This is a genomic window from Nocardia aurantia, from assembly GCF_009604425.1.
GTDB classification, from domain to species: Bacteria; Actinomycetota; Actinomycetes; order Mycobacteriales; family Mycobacteriaceae; genus Nocardia; species Nocardia aurantia.
Map to the genome: position 1 here is coordinate 179,260 of NZ_WEGI01000005.1, position 22,402 is coordinate 201,661.

Annotated in this window: 22 protein-coding genes and 1 pseudogene; 17 read left to right on the forward strand and 6 right to left on the reverse strand. The window is 70.2% G+C overall.

Annotated features, from left to right (window positions below; translation table 11 throughout):
• Positions 1-173 precede the first annotated feature (173 nt).
• From NRB56_RS12575 to NRB56_RS12585, 3 genes are read right to left on the reverse strand one after another with little or no spacing between them, the layout of a single operon-like run.
• Positions 174-941 carry a glycerophosphodiester phosphodiesterase gene (locus NRB56_RS12575; RefSeq protein WP_319942906.1) on the reverse strand — a complete coding sequence of 256 codons (768 nt, stop codon included), beginning with the start codon at positions 939-941 and terminating at the stop codon, positions 174-176.
• Positions 938-2,008 carry a DUF4328 domain-containing protein gene (locus tag NRB56_RS12580; protein ID WP_153341632.1) on the reverse strand — a complete coding sequence of 357 codons (1,071 nt, stop codon included), beginning with the start codon at positions 2,006-2,008 and terminating at the stop codon, positions 938-940. Before NRB56_RS12580 ends, NRB56_RS12575 begins: the two co-directional genes overlap by 4 nt.
• Positions 2,008-2,391, reverse strand: a complete 384-nt coding sequence (locus tag NRB56_RS12585) for a rhodanese-like domain-containing protein (protein WP_319942907.1) — start codon at positions 2,389-2,391, stop codon at positions 2,008-2,010. The genes NRB56_RS12580 and NRB56_RS12585 overlap by 1 nt, the downstream gene beginning before the upstream one ends.
• Before the next feature lie 313 nt (positions 2,392-2,704).
• Between NRB56_RS12585 and NRB56_RS12590 the strand changes: the two genes are divergently transcribed.
• The 4 genes from NRB56_RS12590 (at position 2,705) to NRB56_RS12605 (ending at position 6,003) form a co-directional block, all read left to right on the forward strand.
• A complete protein-coding gene (locus tag NRB56_RS12590; RefSeq protein WP_153341634.1) occupies positions 2,705-3,316 on the forward strand; it encodes a hypothetical protein in 612 nt (203 codons plus the stop codon).
• Between the two features lie 174 nt (positions 3,317-3,490).
• Entirely contained in the window at positions 3,491-4,114 is a 624-nt protein-coding gene (locus tag NRB56_RS12595) for a superoxide dismutase (protein WP_319942908.1), read from the forward strand.
• 212 nt (positions 4,115-4,326) lie between these two features.
• A complete protein-coding gene (locus NRB56_RS12600; RefSeq protein WP_153341636.1) occupies positions 4,327-4,857 on the forward strand; it encodes a peptidase in 531 nt (176 codons plus the stop codon).
• A 321-nt stretch (positions 4,858-5,178) separates the two neighbouring features.
• Complete coding sequence (locus NRB56_RS12605; RefSeq protein ID WP_153341638.1) at positions 5,179-6,003, forward strand: TMEM165/GDT1 family protein; 825 nt, start codon at positions 5,179-5,181, stop codon at positions 6,001-6,003.
• Between the two features lie 264 nt (positions 6,004-6,267).
• Here NRB56_RS12605 and NRB56_RS40105 read toward each other — a convergent pair.
• Both NRB56_RS40105 and NRB56_RS12615 read right to left on the reverse strand, forming a co-directional pair.
• Positions 6,268-6,498, reverse strand: a pseudogene (locus NRB56_RS40105) (TetR/AcrR family transcriptional regulator); the annotation flags it as partial.
• 60 nt (positions 6,499-6,558) lie between these two features.
• Positions 6,559-7,470, reverse strand: coding sequence for an SDR family NAD(P)-dependent oxidoreductase (locus tag NRB56_RS12615; protein ID WP_153341642.1), 912 nt, complete (start codon positions 7,468-7,470; stop codon positions 6,559-6,561).
• A gap of 147 nt (positions 7,471-7,617) precedes the next feature.
• Between NRB56_RS12615 and NRB56_RS12620 the strand changes: the two genes are divergently transcribed.
• The 9 genes from NRB56_RS12620 to rraA all read left to right on the forward strand — a co-directional run bounded on the left by NRB56_RS12620 (position 7,618) and on the right by rraA (position 16,896).
• Positions 7,618-8,385 (forward strand): SDR family NAD(P)-dependent oxidoreductase, encoded by a 768-nt coding sequence (locus NRB56_RS12620; protein WP_153341643.1) that lies wholly within the window; start codon positions 7,618-7,620, stop codon positions 8,383-8,385.
• A 199-nt stretch (positions 8,386-8,584) separates the two neighbouring features.
• Positions 8,585-10,384, forward strand: a complete 1,800-nt coding sequence (locus NRB56_RS12625) for a TM0106 family RecB-like putative nuclease (RefSeq protein WP_319942909.1) — start codon at positions 8,585-8,587, stop codon at positions 10,382-10,384.
• Positions 10,385-10,434: 50 nt separating this feature from the next.
• The gene (gene htpG / locus NRB56_RS12630; RefSeq protein ID WP_319942910.1) at positions 10,435-12,408 is read left to right on the forward strand and encodes a molecular chaperone HtpG; all 1,974 of its coding nucleotides are present in this window, start codon (positions 10,435-10,437) and stop codon (positions 12,406-12,408) included.
• Between the two features lie 160 nt (positions 12,409-12,568).
• Positions 12,569-13,258, forward strand: coding sequence for a DUF6474 family protein (locus NRB56_RS12635; protein ID WP_153341645.1), 690 nt, complete (start codon positions 12,569-12,571; stop codon positions 13,256-13,258).
• Between the two features lie 192 nt (positions 13,259-13,450).
• A complete protein-coding gene (locus tag NRB56_RS12640; RefSeq protein ID WP_153341647.1) occupies positions 13,451-14,050 on the forward strand; it encodes a hypothetical protein in 600 nt (199 codons plus the stop codon).
• A 62-nt stretch (positions 14,051-14,112) separates the two neighbouring features.
• Positions 14,113-14,769, forward strand: a complete 657-nt coding sequence (locus tag NRB56_RS12645) for a YcnI family copper-binding membrane protein (RefSeq protein WP_153341649.1) — start codon at positions 14,113-14,115, stop codon at positions 14,767-14,769.
• Complete coding sequence (locus NRB56_RS12650; protein WP_319942911.1) at positions 14,766-15,320, forward strand: copper resistance CopC family protein; 555 nt, start codon at positions 14,766-14,768, stop codon at positions 15,318-15,320. Before NRB56_RS12645 ends, NRB56_RS12650 begins: the two co-directional genes overlap by 4 nt.
• On the forward strand, positions 15,320-16,264 hold the full coding sequence (locus NRB56_RS12655; RefSeq protein ID WP_319942912.1) for a CopD family protein: 945 nt from the start codon (positions 15,320-15,322) through the stop codon (positions 16,262-16,264). Before NRB56_RS12650 ends, NRB56_RS12655 begins: the two co-directional genes overlap by 1 nt.
• Positions 16,265-16,410: 146 nt before the next feature.
• Positions 16,411-16,896: a ribonuclease E activity regulator RraA gene (gene rraA, locus NRB56_RS12660; RefSeq protein WP_319942913.1), complete on the forward strand. Its 486-nt coding sequence runs from the start codon at positions 16,411-16,413 to the stop codon at positions 16,894-16,896.
• A gap of 11 nt (positions 16,897-16,907) precedes the next feature.
• On the opposite strand, the gene NRB56_RS12665 is transcribed toward rraA, so the two are convergent.
• Complete coding sequence (locus NRB56_RS12665; RefSeq protein WP_153341651.1) at positions 16,908-17,132, reverse strand: RNA-binding S4 domain-containing protein; 225 nt, start codon at positions 17,130-17,132, stop codon at positions 16,908-16,910.
• A 136-nt stretch (positions 17,133-17,268) separates the two neighbouring features.
• Here NRB56_RS12665 and lysX point away from each other — a divergent pair, with 136 nt between their 5' ends.
• From lysX to NRB56_RS12685, 4 genes are all read left to right on the forward strand, one after another.
• Positions 17,269-20,658: a bifunctional lysylphosphatidylglycerol synthetase/lysine--tRNA ligase LysX gene (gene lysX / locus NRB56_RS12670; RefSeq protein ID WP_406603471.1), complete on the forward strand. Its 3,390-nt coding sequence runs from the start codon at positions 17,269-17,271 to the stop codon at positions 20,656-20,658.
• A 48-nt stretch (positions 20,659-20,706) separates the two neighbouring features.
• On the forward strand, positions 20,707-21,330 hold the full coding sequence (locus NRB56_RS12675) for a histidine phosphatase family protein (RefSeq protein ID WP_153341653.1): 624 nt from the start codon (positions 20,707-20,709) through the stop codon (positions 21,328-21,330).
• Between the two features lie 112 nt (positions 21,331-21,442).
• Entirely contained in the window at positions 21,443-21,733 is a 291-nt protein-coding gene (locus NRB56_RS12680) for a hypothetical protein (protein ID WP_227837612.1), read from the forward strand.
• Positions 21,734-21,985: 252 nt separating this feature from the next.
• Positions 21,986-22,345, forward strand: coding sequence for a hypothetical protein (locus tag NRB56_RS12685; protein WP_319942914.1), 360 nt, complete (start codon positions 21,986-21,988; stop codon positions 22,343-22,345).
• The last annotated feature ends 57 nt before the right edge of the window (positions 22,346-22,402 follow it).

Here is a 22,402-nt window from a genome sequence, read left to right on the forward strand (position 1 = left end):
AACGCAGAAAATACAGTGTCGGCGCCGCGACCGTGCGCAACCCCTCGTCAAGGCCGGCCGACTCGCCGACGGTGGCGCCGGTCCGCCGGGTGCCGCAAGGCGCCGCGCCCGGCGATCGAACACGAGTGGAGACCTGGCTGCCGTATCCACCGGCGCGTCGGATTCGGCTCGGCTCAGACCGCGTCGAGTACGGCCTTGGTCCGGCCCGGGTGATTGGTCGCGATCCAGCTGACGCCCAGGTCGGCGCACAGCTTGACATCGGCCGCATCGTCGACGGTCCAGCAGTAGGTGGCGCGCCCGGCGGCGGCCGCCTTGTCGACCAGGTCCGGATGTTCGCGCAGCGTCTTGACCGAGGGGCCGACGGCGGTGGCGCCCACGGTGGTCGCCGCGCTGCCACCGAGATAACGGGACGACTCGCCCAGCAGCACGGTCGGCAACAGCGGCGCGGCGCGGCGGATGCGCCAGACCGCGGTGGCGGCGAAGGACATCACCACCGCCCGGGAGTGGTCGGCCGAGGCGGGGGTGGCGATGCCGAACCGCTGCAACTCGGCGAGCAGCTTGTTCTCCACCAGCGCGCCATAGCGCACCGGATGTTTGGTCTCGATGAAGAGTTTGCTCGGCTGACTGCGCCAATCCAGCACCAGCGTGATCAACTCGCTCAGGGTCAGTACCGGTGAGGGCTCCGCGGCGGTGCCGAAGTTCAGCTCCTTCAACTCGTCCAGGCTCATCTCGCTGACCAGGCCGGTGCCGTCGGAGGTGCGGTCGACCGTGCGGTCGTGCACGCACACCAGATGACCGTCACGGGTCAGCCGGATGTCGCATTCCAATCCGGCGGCGCCCTCCTGCAGGGCCAGCTCGTACGCGGCCAGGGTGTGCTCCGGGCGTACTCCGGACGCGCCACGATGCGCGACCACGAACGGCGCGCGATTGCCCCCGCTCACTTCGCCATGACCTCCTCCTGCTCCGCGGTGCCGGGCGCGGCACCCGTCGCGGCACGATCATCCCCGACCTCGGCCTCCGGCGCGCGACCGGCGGCTTCCCCGGTCCGGTGGACCGGTTCGATCAGGACCGCGGCGGGACCGGTGGCGGGCACCCAGCGCTGCGGCTGCCGCTTGCGACCGCGCAGGTCACGGCCCTCGCAGCGCCGTACCACCCACAGCGAGAGCAGCGCGACCGCCGCGGCCGCCAGATCCGTCCAGGCGCTGAGCATCACACCGTCGGCGCGCGCCTGCAGCGAATCGGCGGCATGCCAGCACAGCGCGGCGACCACGAGGACGCCGTCGAGAATCCAGGCGCACCACCAGATCCGCACCGCCCGCAACGCGCGGGGGTCGGTGCGCCGGGCCAGTTCGGTGAGGAAGACCCCCGGCCACAGCAGGTTGACCACGGGAATCAGACAGCCGCACAGCAACATCGGCACCGGCCACGGATCTCGTTCGCCCGCCGCGGCGTAGGCCGCGCGCCGTACCCGGATCAGCCAGCCGACCAGGGCGACCGCGGTGACCAGCGCGGTGAGCAGCGCGAATCCGGCCAGCAGGTACAGCGATACGTCCGACACCACCAGCAGCGCCTGCGGAATCAACCGGGTGCGATTGCGCAACAGGATAAGGTAGCGGCCGATCTCGGCCACGGCGGCCAGGGCGAACAACACGGCGGTGAGGACCAGCAGTCCGGCGACCCGATCGGCGAGCCGCGCGAGCCGGCCGCGCTCCTGCCGCGCCGGCTCCGGCGAAGCGTCCCGCAGCCCCCAGCGCGGCATGTCGGGATAGCCGGGGGTACCGCCCGGAGCCGGAACCGGCGGCCGGGCGCCGCCGGGACGCGGCCGCCGACCGGGCGGGCGGGCCACCCAGCGGTAGTTGCGCCGCTCGGGCGGCGCGTCGACCGGGCCCGGGGACAACAGCACGCCGCGGCAGCGCGGGCACCAGTGCATCGGGGCGCCCTGGACGGCCCAGCGCGACCCGCATCGCGCACAGGGCTGTACCACGGCGCCGCTGCCCGGGGCGCCCATCAGTAGACCTTCGCCGCGTGGTCGCCGGCGCCGGTCAGCGGCCGGCCCGCGCCCTGCCAGGCGACCATGCCGCCGAGCACGTCGACCGCGTCGAAGCCGAAGTGCGTCAGATATCGCACGATCTGCAGGGAGCGACCGCCCTGGCGGCAGACCACGTAGATCTCGGTGCCCGCGTCGAGTTCTCCGAGCCGGGCCGGGACGTCGTTCATGGGAATGTGCACGGCGCCGGGCGCGTGACCGAGCTGCCATTCGTCGTCCTCCCGGACGTCGAGCAGCAGGCGGGCCGGCGGGGTGGCCGCGGTGCCGGATCCGGCGGGCGCCGCGGTGTCGAATTCGGCCGGCACGGCCTCGATCGGCACGGACGGAATCTCGGAGCTCGTCACGGCTTCGATCCTGCCACGCCCGACCACCGAAGCCGAGGGTTCGGGGCCCCTCGAAAACCGGTTATGCACAGTGTCCACAACCTTATCCACAGGTTGAGGGTGAGCATTCGGCCCGTCGGCGGGCCATCGGCCCGGGATGAAGAGCGGGCGATCGATCCGGGACTCCCCTCCTCCTATCCCGGAGCAATCGCCCGCCGAATACTTGGACGGGGTGCGGGACCGTTCGGTTCCCGTGACTTCCGAAAATCCGACAACACTTCCGAAGCCGCGGAAATGCGGGATCCGGCCCGGTGACGTCGGTAGCCTTGCCCCCATGGAAGCGACCAGGGGGCTACTCGACGACCTCGATACCGCCGGGCTGAACATGGCACTTTCCGAGGCGACCTGCCGCGCGGTCGCCGTAGATGTCGCAAACGCCCGGTTACATCTGGAGCTGGAGGTGCTCAGTCTCCCCCTGGACGGTCCGCCGCCGGAGGATCCCGTCATCCAGCTGGCCCTCACCGGTGTCAGCCGGGTCGCCGCGTCGCTGCGTGTCCAGTACTGGGACGAGATCGATCCCCAGGTGCTGCCGCTGACCCTGGACGGCCTCGGCGAGGCCACCGCCGGTTTCGGCGGCGCCACCCTGCACGGCTGGGAGTTCATCGACACCGACGACAGCGGCTGGTCGCTGTGGCGGGAGTTGCTCAGTTTCGACACCACCGTGAGCGACGCCCCCGTACGCCACGTCCTGGAGTTCAGTCAGCAGGAGGGCGCCGATCCGCGCGAGCTGGACGTACGGGTGTGGTTCGAGGGCGTCGAGGTCGCCACCCGCGAGGGCCTGCCGGTGTCGCTACCGGAATTCATCGCCGGCAGCCGGCGCTGGTGGAAGGCGCACGACGCCTGCGATCCACGCACCATGCTCCCGGATGTGGCCCCGCCCATGTGATTTCGGGCACTCGGGCCGATACCGCCGCCCGAGCGCGGAAGATCGCGACCGCCACCGGCCGGAATGGAGGGGCGCGGCCCCGAGTTGCACGGGAGCGGGTGTACGAATGATGGTTGGGTGCGCTCGAACCCATACGACCGAGCGCACACGGCCCGACATCAAGGAAGGGACATCGTGGCTGAGTACACGCTGCCAGATCTGGATTACGACTACGGCGCCCTGGAGCCGCACATCTCCGGGCAGATCAACGAGATCCACCATTCCAAGCATCACGCCGCCTACGTGGCCGGGGTCAACACGGCGGTCGAGAAGCTGGAGGCGGCCCGGGAGGCCGGCGATCACGGCGCCATCTTCCTGAACGAGAAGAACCTCGCCTTCCATCTGGGTGGCCACGTCAACCACTCGATCTGGTGGAAGAACCTGTCCCCCAACGGCGGTGACAAGCCGGTCGGCGACCTGGCCGCCGCGATCGACGACCAGTTCGGTTCGTTCGACAAGTTCCGCGCGCAGTTCTCCGCGGCCGCCAACGGCCTGCAGGGTTCCGGCTGGGCCGTGCTGGGGTACGACACCCTGGGCCAGAAGCTGCTGACCTTCCAGCTGTACGACCAGCAGGCCAACGTGCCGCTGGGCATCATCCCGCTGCTGCAGGTCGACATGTGGGAGCACGCCTTCTACCTGCAGTACAAGAACGTCAAGGCCGACTATGTGACCGCCTTCTGGAACGTGGTCAACTGGGCCGACGTCCAGGAGCGCTTCGCCCGGGCCGTCTCGCAGGGCAAGGGCCTCGTCTTCGGCTGATCCGCCGACGAGTACACACCGGCGAGCCCGGATCCTCTCCGTGAGGGTCCGGGCTCGTTCGTGTTTCGGCGGGGTTACCAGCGAAATTGGCACTCTCCGGGACTTGTGTGCCAGGCATTGTCCGAGGCATTCTCGGGTACCCAGTGATCATCGGCGACGCGTTCGCCACATGCGGACCGCCGCCGGGTCGACTCGGCTTCGGGAGGTCCACGATGCGCGCACACGACGACCAGGTGCGGGTCACCCCGTTCGGACTACACGGCTCGCTGCGAGGCTTCGTCATCGCCGGCCGCTGGCCCGACACCACCAAGGAATGGGCCCAGTTGCTCGTGCTCGCGGTGCGGGTGGCGAGCATGCCCGGCCTGCTGACCACCTCCACGGTGTTCGGCGCCCGCGAGGAACTCCCCGACGACCCCGAGCCCGGCACGGTCGGGCTGGTCCTCGCCGAGGGTCCGGTGCTCGGCGAGGAGGCACTCGAACCCGGCAGATTTGCCGACCATGTGCCGCCGGCGCTGATGATGCTGCATCCCCCGTCCGAGACCCGGCCGACGCTGCCGGAATGCGCGGGCGCGGCGTCCGGGTGCGTGCTGCTGCCCGGGGTGCCGCACCTGGGCCTGTCGCATCGCGCGGCCTGGGTGGAGGCCGAGCTCGACGGCACGGTCACTTCCATGATCAGCCGGGTCGGCGTGGACCCGATCAGCGATCCCGACACTGCGGTTCTGGCTATGCTGCTCGCCGCGTGAGGTGACCGGAAACCGCGATGGAGGGCACCCGAACTTCTTCGACCGGATCCCCAAACTTATTGTGCCGATTGCGATCTCGCGAACCGAAGGTTGGCGGATCCGCCCGGTTAGGGTAGGCTTGGTGACAGCGAAGGGGAGTAGCCCGCAATCGCACGGTCGACATACTGGTCCCATCCGGGATCCGGCCCTGCGAACCGGATCGACATTCCGGTGGGCGAGACCTTCGGCCGACGACCGACACCGAATTCCGTTCGGACGCGTCGCCGGCCGAGGGCATCCGCCTGTCGGCCGGTGAGGCGGACGGGCGGTGGGGAGCCCCACATGATCGCCACCATTTTGCTGAGTTTCGGCATGCTGTTCCTTGCCGAACTCGGCGACAAATCCCAGCTGATGGCGCTGACGTTCACGTTGCGCTATCGGTGGTGGGTGGTGCTGACCGGGATCAGCGTCGCGAGCGTCGTGGTGAATCTGCTCGGCGCCGGCGTCGGGCACATCCTCGGCAGCGCGCTGCCGACCGAGGTCATCGCCCTGTGCACCGGTCTGGTACTACTGGCCGTCGCCCTGTGGACCCTCTACGACAACCGTCCGGGCCACGAATCCGGCGAGGAGGAGGTCCCCGCGGTCCGGCCGGGACGCGGCCTCGTGGTGGTGTTCACCGCGTTCCTCGTCGCCGAGCTCGGCGACCGGACCATGTTCGCCACCCTCGCCCTCGCCTCCGGCCACAACTGGGTGGCGGTGTGGCTCGGCGCCTCGCTGGGCATGGTCGCGGCGGGCGGACTGGCGATCGTGATCGGCGCGACCGTCGGACGGCATCTGCCCGAGCGGCTGATCGGCGCCGGATCCGGGCTGCTGTTCCTCTACCTCGGCGTGGCCACCCTGCTGTCCGCGCTGGTCACGGACCTGAGCCGGCCCGTGGAACTGGGCCTGGCCGCGATCGCCCCGGTCGTCGCGGGGGTGGCGCTGTGGCTGGCGAACCGCCGGCTTTCAGGGCGTATCGATGCCGAAGAGCTCACCGCCGCGATGGACGAGTTCGAGGATGGGTTCGCGGAGTCCGCGCAGGCCGTCCAGGTCGCCGGCGGCAACCCGCGCCGTGACCATAGCGCTGATCGCGGCCACCAGGGTGGTGCAGGCGAACCGCTGCGCTGAGGTGTTCGCGCCGAGCAGATCCACGATCACCTCGACGAAGCTCTCCTGCAGTTCGACCCGGCGGGCGATCGCCTTCGAGCCGACCGCGTACACCTCGACCAGATACAGCCGGGCGTAGGTGGGTTCGTCGGCCAGCGCGTCGAGATACGCCCGCAGCAGCCGGTCCAGGCGCTGCTGCGGATCGGCGGCGCCGGTGCGGGAGCGGGCCGCGCCGGTGCGCGCCAGCATCATCTCCACCGCGCGCTGATAGCCCGCCTCGAAACAGTCCTCCCGGGACCGGAACTGCTCGTAGAAGGTCTCCCGGGACACCCCGGCCCGTTTGATGATGGTCGCGACGGAGGTGCCGACATAACCGTTCTCGGCCATGGCGGCGGCCATCGCGCCGAGTATCCGCTCGCGTTGGGACGCGACCACCGTCTCCCGGGACAGACCATGGCGACCACGAGGTAGTTGACGGGTGATACCGGCCGAGGGGGGCATGACGGGCGACTCCATTTCGATTCACGACGGGCCGTGGGTCCCGGCACAGCCCGTCGGGCGGGAACGTTGGGACAGCTAGGCGGGCCGCTCCGTGCGGTGGGAGCGGGCCGGCTGGTCGGTGGTGAAGACGGCCGGTTCGGTGCGCGCGATCGCGACCGCCTCGCCGACACCACGACGCAGCGCCAGGTCTATTACCCATTGACCGAGCGGTCGAAACGGCAGGATCACGCCGACCCACCACGGTGATACCACCCGCCGGGAGCGGCGGGCCAGCGCACGCTCCAATGAGTCGATGGCGGGTCCCAAAGGCGCCACTCCGGAGACCGTGGTCCGGCCCAGGATCGCGTGCGCCGCCTCGGTTCCGAATCCGCGTTCGGTCATGTCGGTGTCGAGTTCGGCGAAGTACGCCGTGCCGACCCGCGCGCCGGTGTGCCGGATCTCGTTGCGCAGGGTGTTGGCCAGGGCCTCCGCGGCCGCCTTGGACGCGCTGTAGGCGCCGGCCAGGGGCAGGTGGACGGCCGCGGCCAGCGACGACATGACCAGCAGATAGCCGCCGGCGTGAGCGAGGTGCGGGCCGGCCGCGCGCATCGTGTAGTAGACGCCGAGCACGTTGACCGCGAACGTCTCCTCCAGCACCCGCGGATCGCCGCCGATGAGCGCGAGCTGCCGGGCCACCCCCGCGTTGGCGACCACGGCGTCGAGCCCGCCCAGCTCGCCCACGAGCGAATTCACCACGCGCTCCACCTGGGTCGGATCGCCGACGTCGCAGTAACGCCACGGCGCCTCGCCACAGTCGTGCGCCACCTCGGCCAGCAGTTCGGCCTCGATGCCCAGGACCGCGACCCGGGCGCCGTGCGCGTGCAACTGCCTGGCCAGGGCCGCGCCGATGCCACGGGCCGCGCCGGTGATCAGAATCCGTTGCCCGGCAACGGTTTTTCTACGCAGTGGCGCGCGCCGCCGAGCCACGCGATCCACACGGGGGTGCATACCGCAGACCGTACCACCGATGAACAGACCTGTTCGCCGATGCGGATCGGCACCGCGCCGCCCACCCATCGCGACCGCGTCCGGAATGCCGGTTAATGTGCGTCAACGGAGGGCCAGCGAGCCATCGTCAACGAGAGGACCTTTGCCATGGAGATTTCGGGCTCCGCCGCAATCATCACGGGAGCCGCGTCCGGGCTGGGCGCCGCGACCGCCAAGCGCTTCGCCGACCTCGGGGCCACCGTCTTCGGGCTGGATCTGCCGCAGTCGATCGAGCGGGCCGGGGACAGCGTCCCCGCCGGCGTGACCCTGCTCCCCACGGATGTGACCAGTGGCGACGACGTCGCGGCGGCGATCGGGACGGTCGTCGAGTCCGGCGTCCCGCCGCGCATCGTGGTGAACTGCGCCGGTGTCGGCTGGGCCGGGCGCATCCTGTCCAAGAACGGCCCGCACGATCTGGAGCTGTTCCGCACGGTCATCACCGTGAACCTGCTGGGCAGCTTCAACGTGATGCGGCTGGCCGCGGACGCCATCGCCAAGACCGACACGGTCGACGAGTACGGTCAGCGCGGCGTCGTGATCAACACGGCCTCGGTCGCGGCGTTCGAGGGCCAGATCGGCCAGATCGCCTACTCCGCCTCCAAGGGCGGGGTCGCGGGCATGACGATTCCGGCGGCGCGGGACCTGGCGCAGTTCGGCATCCGGGTGAACACCATCGCCCCCGGCATCATCGATACCCCGATGCTGGCCGGTGTCACCGAGGAGTACCGCAAGGGCCTGGAGGCGGGCGTGCCGTTCCCGTCCCGGCTGGGCCGGCCGGACGAGTACGCGCAGCTGGCGCAGTACATCGTGGAGCACGACTACCTCAACGGCGAGACCGTCCGGATGGACGGCGCGCTGCGGATGGCGCCGCGGTAGCCGCGCGGTCGCGAGTCACGGGCCCGTCGTGCGCTGTCACGGCGGGCCCGCCGCGAATCGGGGAACTCGTCGTCCGCTCGGCGCGAAACGCTTGTGCGACGTCACATTCGGGCCGCGCGGCGCTTACCATATCGGTTCGCAACCGCTGCGTGCAGTGCGGTTCACGGACTTGTCGGGGGCAGGGCCCATACTGCTACACGTGTATTCGGGCAGTGGTGACCGCGACGGTCACGAAGACGAGGGCAGGCATACCGGGCCGCGAGCGGCCCTACCTGCCGAGCCGCACACCGCCCAGCCCACCGAGCCACGGGCAGCCATGTCTGCCGAGCCGCACGCGGCTGTGCCTGCCGAGGTGTGCGAGTCCGCCGGATACACCGCCGCCCCGTCCGCCTTCGTCGACGCCCGCTCCTTGATCGGCTGCCGCCATCGGCTGCATCTCAACTCCGCGCACCCCGAGGTCCTCACCGGCGTCACGGAGGATGTGGGGGTCACACAGCGGCGGGAGGCCGCCACCGCGCATCGCGAACGGGTGCGCGATCAGCTGATCGCGGCCGAGCCCGAGCGCTGGACCGTCATCGCCCCGGGCCGCCCGGCCGGCGCCCGCGCGGCGGACACCATGCGCGCGTGCGCCGAAGGGGCCGAACGCATCTGGGGCGCGCTGCTGCCGCAGGAGCCCGACACCGGCCGACGCGGCGGCTCCGAGATCCTGCTGCGCGACCAGGACCGCGGTGGCTACATCCCGATCATCGTGGTCAACCACAAGGTCACCGATCCGCGTCAGCCCGATCCGGCCGAGCACCATCCGCTCACCACCGGCCTGCCGGACTGGAAACCGCAGCCGGACCGCACCGTTCGCGTGCGCAACCAGCCGCGCGATCAGCAGCGGCTGGTTCACCTGTACCGGATGCTGCAACGGCACGGGCTGGCGAGCCCCGCGCTGGTTGGCGGTGTCATCGGCTTCCACACCGACCGCGTGCTGGTGCACGAGCTGGGCCCGCTGCTCGACGACTACGACCGCCGCTACGCCGATCGCATCGCGGTCGTGCGCGGCGAGCTCCCGACCGTGCCCTCCAAGGTGCCGGAATGCCGGCAGTGCCCGTGGTGGACCCGCAGCGAGACCCCCGGCGCCCCCAGCTGTGAGCGCTGGCTCGTCGACCATCACGACGTGAGCCTGGTCGCCGCCGGGTCGCGCGCCGAGGTGCTGCGCCGCCACGACGTCGACACCATCGAGGATCTGGCGAACTGGACGGGCGAGGCCCCGGACGACTGGCAGTACGAGCCGTTCGAGGAGGCGGTCGTCACCGCGCGGGCCTGGATGTCGGGCGCGCCGCTGGTCCGCCGGGTCGAGCGACTATGGGTGCGGCGGGCCGACGTCGAGGTCGATGTCGACCTGGAGAGCTATCAGGAGTACGGCGCCTATCTGTGGGGCACGCTGCTCGACGGCGTCTACCGGCCCTTCGTCAGCTGGGACCCGCTGCCCACCACCGACGAGGCCCGATCCTTCGCCGAGTTCTGGACCTGGCTGATGGACATCCGCGCCGAGGCCGTCGCGGCCGGTAAGACCTTCGCGGCCTACTGCTATTCCCGTACCGCCGAGGACAAGTGGCTGTACGAGTCGGCCCGCCGGTTCGCGGGCCTGCCCGGCATCCCCACCGAGGCCCAGGTGCGCGAGTTCGTCGACGGCCCGCAGTGGGTGGACATGTTCGAGGCCGTCTCCACCCAGTTCATCTGCCCGAACGGCAAGGGGCTCAAGAAGATCGCGCCGGTGGCCGGCTTCGGCTGGCGGGATCCGGAGGCCGGTGGCGAGGCATCGATGAGCTGGTACCGGCAGGCCGTCGGCTACGACGGGCCGCCGGATCTGTCGCAACGCACCCGGCTGTTCGAATACAACGAGGACGACGTGCGCGCCACCAAGGCGCTGCGCGACTGGATGTACCCCACCGAGCCCGGCGGCCGCAGCGCCGAGGCCGAGGTCCCGGCGATGGCGGACTTCCGATAGCGACCGGGTGACCCGCCGGAGCGGTCACCGGCTCGTCGTATTATGTCGGCGTGACCGATCACGTCGAACAATTGGAATTTCAGGCCGAAACCCATCAGCTTTTGGAACTGATGATCCACTCGGTCTATTCGAACAAGGACACATTCCTGCGAGAGCTGATCTCGAATGCGTCCGACGCACTGGACAAACTGCGGCTGGAGTCGTTCCGGGACAAGGACCTCGAGGTCGACACCAGCGATCTGCACATCGAACTGGCGGTCGACACCGAGAACCGGATCCTGACCGTCCGCGACAACGGCATCGGCATGTCGCGCGACGAGGTGATCGATCTCATCGGCACGCTGGCCAAGTCCGGGACCGCCGAACTGCGGAAGCAGCTGCTGGACGGTAAGTCCGACGCCGCCGCCGAGGAGCTGATCGGCCAGTTCGGTATCGGCTTCTACTCCACCTTCATGGTGGCCGACCAGGTCACCCTGACCACCCGCCGGGCGGGCGAGGCCACCGCCACCCGCTGGGAGTCGAGCGCGGGCAGCTCCGGCTACACCATCGAGACCCTCCAGGACGCGCCGCAGGGCACCTCGGTGTCGTTGCGGCTCAAGCCCGCCGACCCCGAGGACCACCTCTTCGATTACACGCAGGAGTGGAAACTCCGCGAAATCGTCAAGAAATACTCGGATTTCATCGCCTGGCCGGTCCGGATGCAGGTCGAGCGGACCGTCACCGAGGGCACCGGCGAGGACGCCGAAGAGAAGACGATCATCGAGGATCAAACCCTCAACTCGCAGAAGGCGCTGTGGACCCGGCCGCGCAGCGAGGTGTCCGAGGACGAATACAAGGAGTTCTACAAGCACGTCTCGCACGCCTGGGACGATCCGCTGGAGATCATCCCGATGAAGGCGGAGGGCACCTTCGAATATCAGGCACTGCTGTTCCTCCCGTCGAGCGCGCCGTTCGACCTGTTCACCCGGGAACACAAGCGTGGTGTGCAGCTGTATGTGCGCCGGGTGTTCATCATGGACAACTGCGAAGAACTCATGCCGGAGTACCTGCGCTTCGTCAAGGGCGTGGTGGACGCGCAGGACCTGTCGCTCAACGTGTCCCGCGAGATCCTGCAGCAGGACCGGCAGATCCAGATGATCCGCAAGCGGCTGGTCCGCAAGGTGCTGTCGACGATCAAGGATCTGCAGAACGCCGGCCGCGCGGAGGACGGCGACAAGACCAAGTATCAGACCTTCTGGGCGGAATTCGGCCGGGTCCTCAAGGAGGGCCTGCTCTCCGACTTCGACAATCGCGAAACCATCCTGCAGGTCTCGTCGTTCGCGTCGACGCATTCGACCGAGGAGCTCACCACCCTCGCCGAATATCTCGAGCGGCTGCCCGAGGGCCACGACAAGATCTACTACATGACCGGTGAATCCCGGCAGCAGATCGAGAATTCGCCGCATCTCGAGGCGTTCCGGGCGAAGGGCCTGGAGGTGCTGGTGCTCACCGATCCGGTCGACGAGATGTGGGTCGGCTCTGTGACCGAATTCGAGGGCAAGCAGTTCCAGTCCATCGCCAAGGGCGAGGTCGACCTGGAGACCGAGGAGGAGAAGAAGTCCTCCGAGCAGCTGCGCGAACAGCAGGAGAAGGACTTCGGCGATGTGCTGAAGTGGCTGCAGCAGGCCCTCGACGAGAGCGTCAAGGAGGTCCGGCTGTCGTCGCGGCTGACCACCTCGCCCGCGTGCGTGGTCGGTGACGTCTTCGACTTCACCCCGCAGCTGGAACGCATGTACCGGGCCTCGGGCCAGGAGCTGCCGCAAAGCAAGCGGATCCTGGAGCTGAACCCGGCGCATCCGCTGGTCACCGGCCTGCGCGACGCCTATGGCCGCAACCGGGCCGAGGCCGACGCCGGTACCGACGCGGACCTCACCGCGACCGCCGAATTGCTGTACGGCACCGCGATTCTCGCCGAGGGCGGCGAGCTGAAGGATCCGGCGGGATTCGCGAAGATCCTGACCGAGCGGTTGACCAAGTCGCTGTGAGCGAATCGGTCCGCGTCACCGGCGGCGGTGGCGCGGACCGGTCCCTCGTGGGCCGTCACCGCGACCGGTTAGGGTAATCCCAAACCGTGTGGCTCGTGGGCAGGCGCATCGGCTGACGACCACCTGCCCACGGCGAACCAGCATGACGGAGGGCCTACCCATGGGGTTGTTCACCAAGCGCTCGCGGCGCGCGAACCGCAAAGCCGAGGCGAAAGCCCTCAAGCACAAGGCCGGCTTGGAGGCCAGGCTCGGCGCCCGCAACTCGCGCCGGCGCGATCGCGCCGAACTGCGCACCCAGCGCGAAGTGGCCAAGCAGCAGGTGGCGACGCTGAAGGCGCAGGAGAAGGCGGCGTTGAAGGCCGCCGACAAGGCCGAGCGGGATCTGTTCAGCGTCGGCCAGGTCCGCAAATACCTCGGGGTGGCCCGGATCCTGGTGCCGGTGCTGGCCCCGCTGGCCTACCGCGCGGCGACCTTCGTGCGCGGGCAACTCGACACCCGCCGCGCCCGGGAGCTGGGCATCGGCGTCGATCAGCTCGCCGACTACTCCGGTCCCGGCGCGAAACTGCAGGTACGCATCGCCAATGCCGAACGGACCCTGGCCGAGCTGGAGCGGAAATCCGAGCCGAAGCGGGCCGAGGCCGGCCGCTCCCGGGGCAACAAGAACGGCGCCCGCGACGACGAGGCGGCGAAGTTCGCCGCCGCCACCCGCGACCGCCTCGACAGCCTGACCGCGGCCGTCCGCACCGCCGACCGCATGCCGGCGACCCGCCGCACCGCCGTCCACGAGTCGATCTCGAACGAACTGGCCGAGGTCGAGGCCGACCTGCTGACCCGCCTCGGCGTGCACTGATCCCACCTAGCATCCACATCCCGGCCGAGAAGTAATCCGATGACCTCCGGTGACCACCACCGATCGACGACCCCGGGCTCCGCGCCCGCCGGGTCCAGATCGGCGCGACGTCATCGGATCCCGACCACCGGCTCCCGCCGCACCGGTGACCCGGATCGGCCGGAAGTGCGCGGCCGGACCGGTCGAAAGCGAATGCCGTGGGGACGGCCCAGCTCCGAGCGCGCCCGCAACCCGCGCGCGGACGCCGGGCTCGCGGAGTCACGCGGCGCGGCGGCCGGGGCAATCTCCGCTGGGCTCGCGGTGGCCGCGCACGGTCTCGCCGGCGGCGGCTTTCCGAATTCGACCGCCCTGATGCTGGTGTGCTCGGTGGCCGCGGTGGTGGGCGCGATCGCGATGACCTTGCCGTCGCTCGCGCTGGCGACCGGGCGGGCCGGATTGCTCGCCGCTCTCGTGGCCGGCCAATGGGCCGGGCACGAAGCGTTGTCGGGCCTGATCGGGCACGAACACGCCGCAGGTGGCCGGCTCTCGTCTCCCGCCGCGGCGATGTTCGCATCGTCCGGGCATGCCATGCTGTTCGCCCACGCCCTGGCGATCCTGCTGTGCGCGCTGCTCCTGGTGGTGGCCGAGCGGCTGTACTCCGTTGTCTCCCGGGCGATCCGGGCCGTCACCGATCGGCCCCGGCCGCTGTCTCCGCCGCTGGCTCCGGCGCGTTGGCCGGGCAGCCCGGTGCATGTCCCCCGCTTTCTCCGTCTCGGCGCGATCGCTGCTCGCGCGCCGCCGGTGCCGGCCTGATCCGCCGACACCTCGAGGGATTCCGTCCGGAATCCCGCACTCACAGAGAAAGCAGCATCCTCATGTCTGTTGCGCTGTCGCGCGCCCTGCTCGCCTCCGGCGCCGTCGCCGGGCTGACCCTGCTGGCCGGTGGGACCGCCGCCGCCCATGTCACCGCCGATGCCCCAGGCGCGACCCAGGGCGGCTACGGAGTCGTCACCTTCCGGGTGCCGACCGAATCGGAGACCGCGTCCACCACCAAGTTGTCGGTGCAACTGCCGGGAGTGTCCTCGGCGCTCACCGAACCGCTGGCCGGGTGGACCGCCAAGGTCGACAAGAACGACAAGAATCAGGTCGTCGCGGTCACCTGGACCGCCGACCCGGGCAATCCGGGGATCGGTCCGGGGCACTTCCAGCGCTTCGTGCTCTCGGTCGGCCCGCTGCCGAAACAGGATTCGGTCAGCCTGCCGGCCTCCCAGACCTACAGCGACGGCAAGGTCGTCGACTGGAATCAGCCGATGGGCGCGGACGGTCAGGAACCGGAACATCCCGCACCCGCGCTGACCCTGGCGGCGGGCGGCGATCACCACGGCCATATGAGCGCCACCCCGGCCGGCGCGCACGACGACGAGCACGGTTCCGACGACACCGCGCGCTGGCTGGGCGGGATCGGCCTGGCGCTCGGTGCGCTGGGCGCCGCGCTCGGGCTCGGCAGCGTGCTGCGAGGACGTCGGTCGTGATCCGGAGAGTGTTCACCGGCCTGGTGGCCGGGCTGTTGTTCGGCGGGCTCGCGGTGTCGGCCGCGGGCCCGGCGGCCGCGCATTCGATCGTGGTGTCGACCGATCCGGCCGACGGCGCGCAGTTGGACACCGGACCGGCTCAGGTCAGTCTGACGTTCAACGAGAACCTGCAGACCGGCTTTCCGGCGCTCACCGTGGTGGGCCCGGACGGCAATCTGTGGTCGAAGGGGCAACCGGCGATCTCCGGACCGGTGATCAGCGTGCCGGTCGGCGAACTGGGCCCGCCCGGCAAGTACACGGTCGCCTACCGGGTGACCTCCGCCGACGGTCATCCGGTCAGCGGCACCCGCAGTTTCACGCTGACCCGCGCGGGCACCGGCACGCCGGGGCCGAAGGCGGCGGACGCCGACGGTAATCCGGTCGCCGGCCACGATTCCGGCGGCGTCCCGCTGTGGGTGTTCATCGTGGCCGCGGTCGTACTGTTCGGCGGCGGCCTGCTGTTCGCGTTGTTCGGCGGACCCCGCGGCCGTGGGAAGGGTACGGCGGCGTAGTGACCGGACAGACGACCCGCGGTGGCTCCGGCGCCCGGCGTTCGGCGTTGCTGCTGGTCGTCCCGGCCGCGCTGGTGGGGGCGGGCTGGGCCTGGATGCTGGCCGCCCCCGCTCCGGTGCAGTTCGAGGCGCCCGTCCGGGGGCTGGCCGACTGCGCCGGGGCCGCCGTGCTGGGTCTGGCCCTGCTGCCCCGGCTGCAGGGACCGGGCACCCCGCCGGCCTGGCGGCCGCTGGCCGCGCTCGCCGGCCTGTGGGCGATGCTGGAACTGGTTCTGCTCGGCTGTCAGGCGGCCGAGGTCGCGGGGGTGCCGGTGATCCGGTTGGCCGCCGCACAGTTCGGCACCTATCTGACGAAGGTCAGCACCGGGCAGGTCGGGATCGCGGTCCTGATCGGGACCGGGTCGATCGCCGCCTACAGCGCGGCGGCCTTCCGCCGGCCCGCCCGCGCGGTCGCCGACCCGGTGCTGGTGTTCGCCGCGGTGACGCTGACGCTGCGGCCGATCACCGGGCACATGTCCCAGCAGCCGTTCGGTTCGCTGCTGGCGGCCGTGCACGCTGTGGCCGCCGCGGCCTGGTTCGGGCTGCTCGTGGCGCTGGCCGTGGTGATCCGCAGCCGTGGCGACTGGGCCGCGCTGCTGCCGCGGTATTCGCGCTGGGCGATGCCGGCCGCGCTCACGGTGACCGCGACCGGCGTCTGCAACGCGCTGGTCCGGCTCGACGGCCTGAGCCCGTTGCTCACCACCGGATACGGCCACATCCTGCTGGCGAAGACCGCGCTGCTGGTGGAGTTGCTGGTCCTCGGCTGGTGGTGGCGGCGGACCTGGGTGCCGCGCGCCGCCGCGCACCGGATCGGCGCCGAGGGTTCGCTGCGACGCGCCGTGACCGAGGTGCTCGCGATGGCGATCGTGTACGGTCTCGCCGCGGCGCTGGCGGTCACCGCCTGACCGCGATCCGCCGCTCGGCAACACCGTTCGCCCCGCTCGGCAATACCACCTCCGGATCCGGAACAACCCGCGTCTCGAGGCATCTCGAGAATTCCGGCAGAAAGGTCTCAGGGAGCCGGAGACCCAGTCGTGGCAAGCTTGCTCCCGTGACCGAAACAGCAAAGACAGTCGCCACCGCCGATCTCGCGGACGAGATCGGTCCCGACATCCGGAGTTGCGACACCCAGTTCACGCAGTTCGGTGGTCGCGAGGCGTTCGCGGGCCGCATCGTCACGATCCGCTGTTTTCAGGACAATTTGCTGGTCAAGCAGACGCTCAGCGAACCGGGCGAGGGCCGGGTACTGGTCGTCGACGGCGGCGCGAGCGTGCACACCGCGCTGGTCGGCGACATCATCGCCGGGCGCGGGGTCGCCAACGGCTGGTCGGGGGTGATCGTCAACGGCGCGGTCCGCGATTCGGCCGTGCTGCGGACCCTCGACATCGGGGTGAAGGCGCTGGGGACCAACCCGCGCAAGAGCACGCAGACCGGATCGGGCGAACGCGATGTGCCGGTCGAATTCGGCGGCATCACCTTCACGCCGGGCGATGTGCTCTACAGCGATCACGACGGGATCGTCGTCCGCGCCGAATGAGCGAGCGCCGGTCAGCCGACGGTGACGACCCGGACCTGGTGCCCGGCCAGCGCGACCACGTCACCGGAATGCAGCTGCCGGCCGCGCCGCAACTCGACCTCGTCGTTGACCCGGACCAGCCCCGAGGCGATCACCGTCTTGGCCTCCGCGCCCGACTCGATGAGGTTGGCCAGCTTCAAGAATTGCCCGAGGCGAATGACGTCGTCATCGATCGGCACATCGACTGGATCCGACATGGGTACATCTTTACCTTCCCGCACGGGAGGAACCGAATCCGACCCCCGCGACCGGGAAGTCGCCGAGCCGGGCGGCGGCGCGGACATACCCGACGACCTTCTGCGATCGAGTGAGGACAACATTCACACTGGTTCGGTGACGTCGACGCAGGACCGGCAGTACGGCACTGCCACCCCACCGCCCGCCGAGCCGGGCGACCGGGGAGGCCCGGATTCGCCGGAGGTGCCGCATCGCGGCCACGGCCGGTTCGGCGAGGTGCCACACCTAGCGGGACTGGTGCTGGGAATCTTCGCGGTCCTGTGCGCGCTGTGGAGCATCTCCCCCGGGCTGCGATACATCATCGCGGTGCCGCGGCGGTACATCGACGCCTACTACTTCGACGCCCCGGAGACCAGCCTGGTCTGGGCCCTGGTGATCGGGCTGCTGGCCGGCGCGACCGCGGGCCGCAAACGCATCGCCTGGTGGCTGGTCGTGGGCTATATGGCCCTGTTCGCGGTCGCCAACACCCTCGACTTCACCGACGAGCGGGACTGGAACGCGCTGGCCGCGTTCGTCGTCCACGCGGTGGTGGTGGTCCTGCTGGTCGCCGCGTGGCCCGAGTTCTACACCCAGGTGCGGCGCGGCGCGGTGTGGAAGGCGCTCGGCGTGCTGGCCGGCGGGCTGGCGATCGGCTGGCTGCTGGGCTGGGGGCTGGTGGAGCTGTTCCCCGGCAGCCTGCCGCGCGGCGTGGAACGCCCGCTGTGGGCGCTCGCGAAGGTCACCGCGACGATCCTGGTGGACACCGACAACTTCGACGGCAGCCCCCGGCACTGGGTGAATCTGCTGCTCGGCCTGTTCGGCGCGATGGCGCTGCTGACGGCCGCGACCGTCCTGTTCCGATCGCAGCGGTCCTCGAACGCGATGACCGGAGTCGACGAGTCGGCGCTGCGCGGCCTGCTGGAACGCTCCGATGTCGAGGATTCGCTGGGCTACTTCGCGACCCGCCGCGACAAGGCGGTGGCGTTCGCGCCGAGCGGCAAGGCGGCGGTCACCTACCGGGTGGAACTCGGGGTATGTCTGGCCTCCGGCGATCCGATCGGGTTGCGCGAGGCGTGGCCGCAGGCGGTCGACGCCTGGCTGCGGGTCGCCGATCAGTACGGCTGGGCGCCGGCCGTGATGGGCGCGAGCGAACTCGGCGCCAACGCCTATCGCCGCGCCGGGCTGTCGGCGCTGCGGCTCGGCGACGAGGCGATCCTGGACACCCGCGCGTTCTCGCTGGCGGGCCCGGACATGAAACAGGTCCGGCAGGCCGCCAATCGGTTGCGCAAGCACGGCATCACGGTCCGGATCCGGCGGCACAGCGAACTGTCCGGCGCGGAACTGCGGCGAGTCATCGCCCGCGCCGACACCTGGCGCGACACCGAGACCGAGCGCGGTTTCTCGATGGCCCTGGGCCGCCTCGGCGATCCGCTCGACGGCAACTGCCTGCTGGTCGAGGCGGTCGGTCCCGCGACCCCCGACGCCGGGGTGGGCGACGACGGCGACGGCCGGGTGTGGGGCATGCTGTCGCTGGTGCCGTGGGGCCGCACCGGCGTCTCGCTGGACCTGATGCGCCGGGATCCCCAGGGGCCCAACGGAATCATGGAACTGATGATCTCCCAGCTGGCGCTCACCTCGGAGCAGTACGGGATCACCCGGGTCTCGCTGAACTTCGCGGTGTTCCGCTCGGTGTTCGAGGAGGGCGGCCGGATCGGCGCCGGCCCGGTGCTGCGGCTGTGGCGCGGAGTGCTGATGTTCTTCTCCCGCTGGTGGCAGCTGGAGGCGCTGTACCGCTCCAACGTGAAGTACCAGCCGCTGTGGGTGCCGCGCTTCCTGTTGTTCGAGGAGCGCCGCCAACTGCTGCGGGTCGGCGTCGCGAGCGCGCTGGCCGAAGGTTTCCTGCCGCGCTTCGGTAAACAGCCCGACGCCATGGAGCACACCGGCCTGCATCCGTCGGTGCCCGCGGCGCTGTGCGGACTGCACGCCGACGGCAGTCCGCCGGAGTTGCCGCCCGCGGAACGGCGGCAGGCCGTCGCCCGCCGGCCCGAACAGGTCCGGGTCCGGATGGACAAGGTGCGGCGGCTCGCGGAGACCGGGATGGACGCCTATCCGGTGGCCTATCCCCCGACCCACACCATCGCCTCGGCCCGGCGCTCACCGAAGGGCACCACGGTGCGGGTCTGCGGGCGGCTGCTGCGCATCCGGGACTACGGCGGCGTCATGTTCGCCCTGTTGCGGGACTGGTCCGGGGAGATCCAGCTCGTCATCGACCGTGGCCGGGTCGGCCCGGCGCGACTACACGAATTCGACGAATTCTTCGACCTGGGCGATCTGATCGAGGTCAGCGGCCAGATCGGCGAGAGCCACAGTCGCGAACTCTCGCTGCTGGCCGTCGACTGGCGGATGATCGGCAAATGCCTGCACCCGCTGCCCGACAAGTGGCGCGGTCTGGCCGATCCGGAGGCCCGGGTCCGGCAGCGCTACGTCGACATGGCGATCAGCACCGACACCCGCGAGGTGCTCGCCAAGCGCAGCGCGGTGATGAAATCGCTGCGGGACACCCTCACCCTCTGGGGCTTCCTGGAGGTGGAGACACCGGTGCTGCAGCAGGTGCACGGCGGCGCCAACGCCACGCCGTTCGCCACCCACATCAACGCCTACGACCTGGATCTCTACCTGCGCATCGCGCCGGAGCTGTACCTGAAGCGGCTGTGCGTCGGCGGCGTGGAGAAGGTGTTCGAACTGGGCCGGGTGTTCCGCAACGAGGGCGTGGACTTCAGCCACAACCCGGAGTTCACGATCCTGGAGGCGTACGAGGCGCACAGCGACTACGAGCGCATGATGCACGCCTGCCGGCAGCTGATCCAGAACGCCGCGACCGCCGCCAACGGCCATTGCGTGGCAATGCGGCCGCAACCGGACGGCACCCTCGCCGAGGTGGACATCTCCGGCGACTGGGCGGTGCGCACGGTGCACGGCGCCATCTCGGACGCGCTGGCCGAAACCGTCACCCCCGACACCGATCTGGAACGACTACGGGTGCTCTGCGACAAGGCGGGCGTGCCGTACCAGTACGGCTGGGACGCGGGTCAGGTGGTGCTGGAGATGTACGAGCATCTGGTGGAGTCCCGGACCGAACTGCCGACCTTCTACATCGACTTCCCCACCTCGGTGTCGCCGCTGACCCGCGCCCATCGGCGCATCCCGGGCGTGGCCGAACGCTGGGATCTGGTCGCCTGGGGGGTGGAACTCGGCACCGCGTACAGCGAGCTGACCAACCCCCTGGAGCAGCGCGATCGGCTCACCGAGCAGTCGATGCTCGCCGCCGGCGGCGATCCGGAGGCGATGGAACTCGACGAGGACTTCCTGCAGGCCCTGGAATTCGCGATGCCGCCGACCGGCGGGCTGGGTGTCGGCGTGGACCGCGTGGTCATGCTGATCACCGGTCGCAGCATCCGTGAGACGCTGCCGTTCCCGCTGGTCAAACCCCGGACCTCGCAGGGCTGAGCCGGGTCCGTGGCGACCGGGCGAATCGGGTACGGCACAGTGAATGACATGCAACTCGTCTTCGTTCGCCACGCCCAGCCGCAACGGGTGGTCACGTCCACCGGGATCGCCGACCCGGAACTGACCGACATCGGCTGGGCCCAGGCCGCGCGGGTGCCCGCGGCGCTGGCCCACCATCGGATCGCCCGGGTGGTGAGCAGCCCGCAGCGCCGGGCCCGCGAGACCGCGGCGCCGCTGGCGGAGAAGCTCGGCCTGGAGGTCGAGATCGTCGACGGGCTCGCGGAATACGATCTCGGCTTGCCGCTGTATCTGCCGATCGAACAGGCCCGCGACAGCGACCTGAACACCCAGGCGGCCTACGAGCGGATCAAGGCGGGCTACCTGCCGGAGTCGATCGACGGTCCCGCATTCGTCGCCCGGGTGCGGGCGGCCGTCGACGAGGTGATCGCGGCGGCGGATCCGGCGGATACCGTGGTGGCCTTCGCGCACGGCGGCGTGGTCAACACCACGCTGGCACATCTGCTGAAACTGGAACTGCCGTTGACCTTTCCGATCGACTACTGCTCGATCACCCGGATCCTGCAGTCGCGCACCGGCCGTCGCACGGTGGCCACGGTCAACGAGAACGGTCACGTCTGGGACCTGCTGCCGCGCAACCTGTCCCAGTCCTGATCCGGAGCACGGTTCCCAGCGATCTACCAGCGCACTGCTAATTCGATCAAAGCATGGCCCGGTTACATGGTTCGTGTGGCCGCCGGATCGGCGGCCGACCGACAGAGAGGCCATGACGTTGCTTTCCACCCTGAAGTCCCGCCGGATGGCGGCCCGTATCGCCGTCGCCGGCATCGTGCTCGCCGCCCCGCTGACCGCGCTCGCCGTGTCCGCGTCCGCCGCCACCCCGGATTCGCCGCAGACCGCGATCGCCATCGACTGGGATCATGATCACGACGGCGGCCCCGGCGATCACCACGACGGCGGCCCGGGCGATCACCGCGACGGCCCGCGCGACGACCACGGCCGCCCCGGCCCGGATCAGCCGCTGCCGCCGCTGCCGCCCACCGGTTCGTTCGGCTGATATCCGCCGATCGGCCGCCGTCGAATCCGAACGGTGACAACGAGAGCCACATCCACGCGGATGTGGCTCTCGGCATTTCAGAGGCCTGCACGCGAAATTCGTTGGCGCATTTAGGACATCACGTCAAGTCGTCGGCTCCGATTCCCAGCGGACTTTAAGGTTGATCGCACGTGTCGTTCAGAAATCCACCCTTGCATGGAGAACCATGAGCCGCCGCACAGGCGTGACTCATGTTCTCGACAGAAAGGCATTGTGTTGCGCTCCACCAAGACAACCGGCCGCCGGATGACGGCCCGCATCGCGGTCGCCGGCGCCCTGCTGGCCGCACCGCTGGCCGCGGTCGCCGCGCCGGCACTGGCCGCCACCGACGACGCCACCCCGAATGCCGTCGCGATCGACTGGGACCACGACCACGATCACGGTCCGTGGGACCGCGACCACGACCACGGTCCCTGGGATCACGACCGCGACCACGGTCCCTGGGACCGCGACCACGACCGCGACCACGGTCCCTGGGATCACGATCACGACGGCCCGTGGGACCACGACCGTGGCCCCGGCCCGTGGCCGGGCGGCCCCGGCTTCCCGCCGCCCACCGGCTCGTTCGGCTGACGAATACCGCAGGCGCCCGGTAGTTTCCGGTCGCCGAGAACAGCGAAGGCCACTCCC

Coding starts and splice junctions, on each gene's coding strand:
- NRB56_RS12645 (WP_153341649.1), top strand. CDS start 14,113: ATGTCTGTTGCGCTGTCGCGCGCCCTGCTCGCCTCCGGCGCCGTCGCC.
- NRB56_RS12605 (WP_153341638.1), top strand. CDS start 5,179: ATGATCGCCACCATTTTGCTGAGTTTCGGCATGCTGTTCCTTGCCGAA.
- NRB56_RS12640 (WP_153341647.1), top strand. CDS start 13,451: ATGCCGTGGGGACGGCCCAGCTCCGAGCGCGCCCGCAACCCGCGCGCG.
- NRB56_RS12675 (WP_153341653.1), top strand. CDS start 20,707: ATGCAACTCGTCTTCGTTCGCCACGCCCAGCCGCAACGGGTGGTCACG.
- NRB56_RS12635 (WP_153341645.1), top strand. CDS start 12,569: ATGGGGTTGTTCACCAAGCGCTCGCGGCGCGCGAACCGCAAAGCCGAG.
- NRB56_RS12590 (WP_153341634.1), top strand. CDS start 2,705: ATGGAAGCGACCAGGGGGCTACTCGACGACCTCGATACCGCCGGGCTG.
- NRB56_RS12665 (WP_153341651.1), bottom strand. CDS start 17,132: ATGTCGGATCCAGTCGATGTGCCGATCGATGACGACGTCATTCGCCTC.
- NRB56_RS12680 (WP_227837612.1), top strand. CDS start 21,443: ATGACGTTGCTTTCCACCCTGAAGTCCCGCCGGATGGCGGCCCGTATC.
- NRB56_RS12615 (WP_153341642.1), bottom strand. CDS start 7,470: ATGCACCCCCGTGTGGATCGCGTGGCTCGGCGGCGCGCGCCACTGCGT.
- NRB56_RS12620 (WP_153341643.1), top strand. CDS start 7,618: ATGGAGATTTCGGGCTCCGCCGCAATCATCACGGGAGCCGCGTCCGGG.
- NRB56_RS12580 (WP_153341632.1), bottom strand. CDS start 2,008: ATGGGCGCCCCGGGCAGCGGCGCCGTGGTACAGCCCTGTGCGCGATGC.
- NRB56_RS12600 (WP_153341636.1), top strand. CDS start 4,327: ATGCGCGCACACGACGACCAGGTGCGGGTCACCCCGTTCGGACTACAC.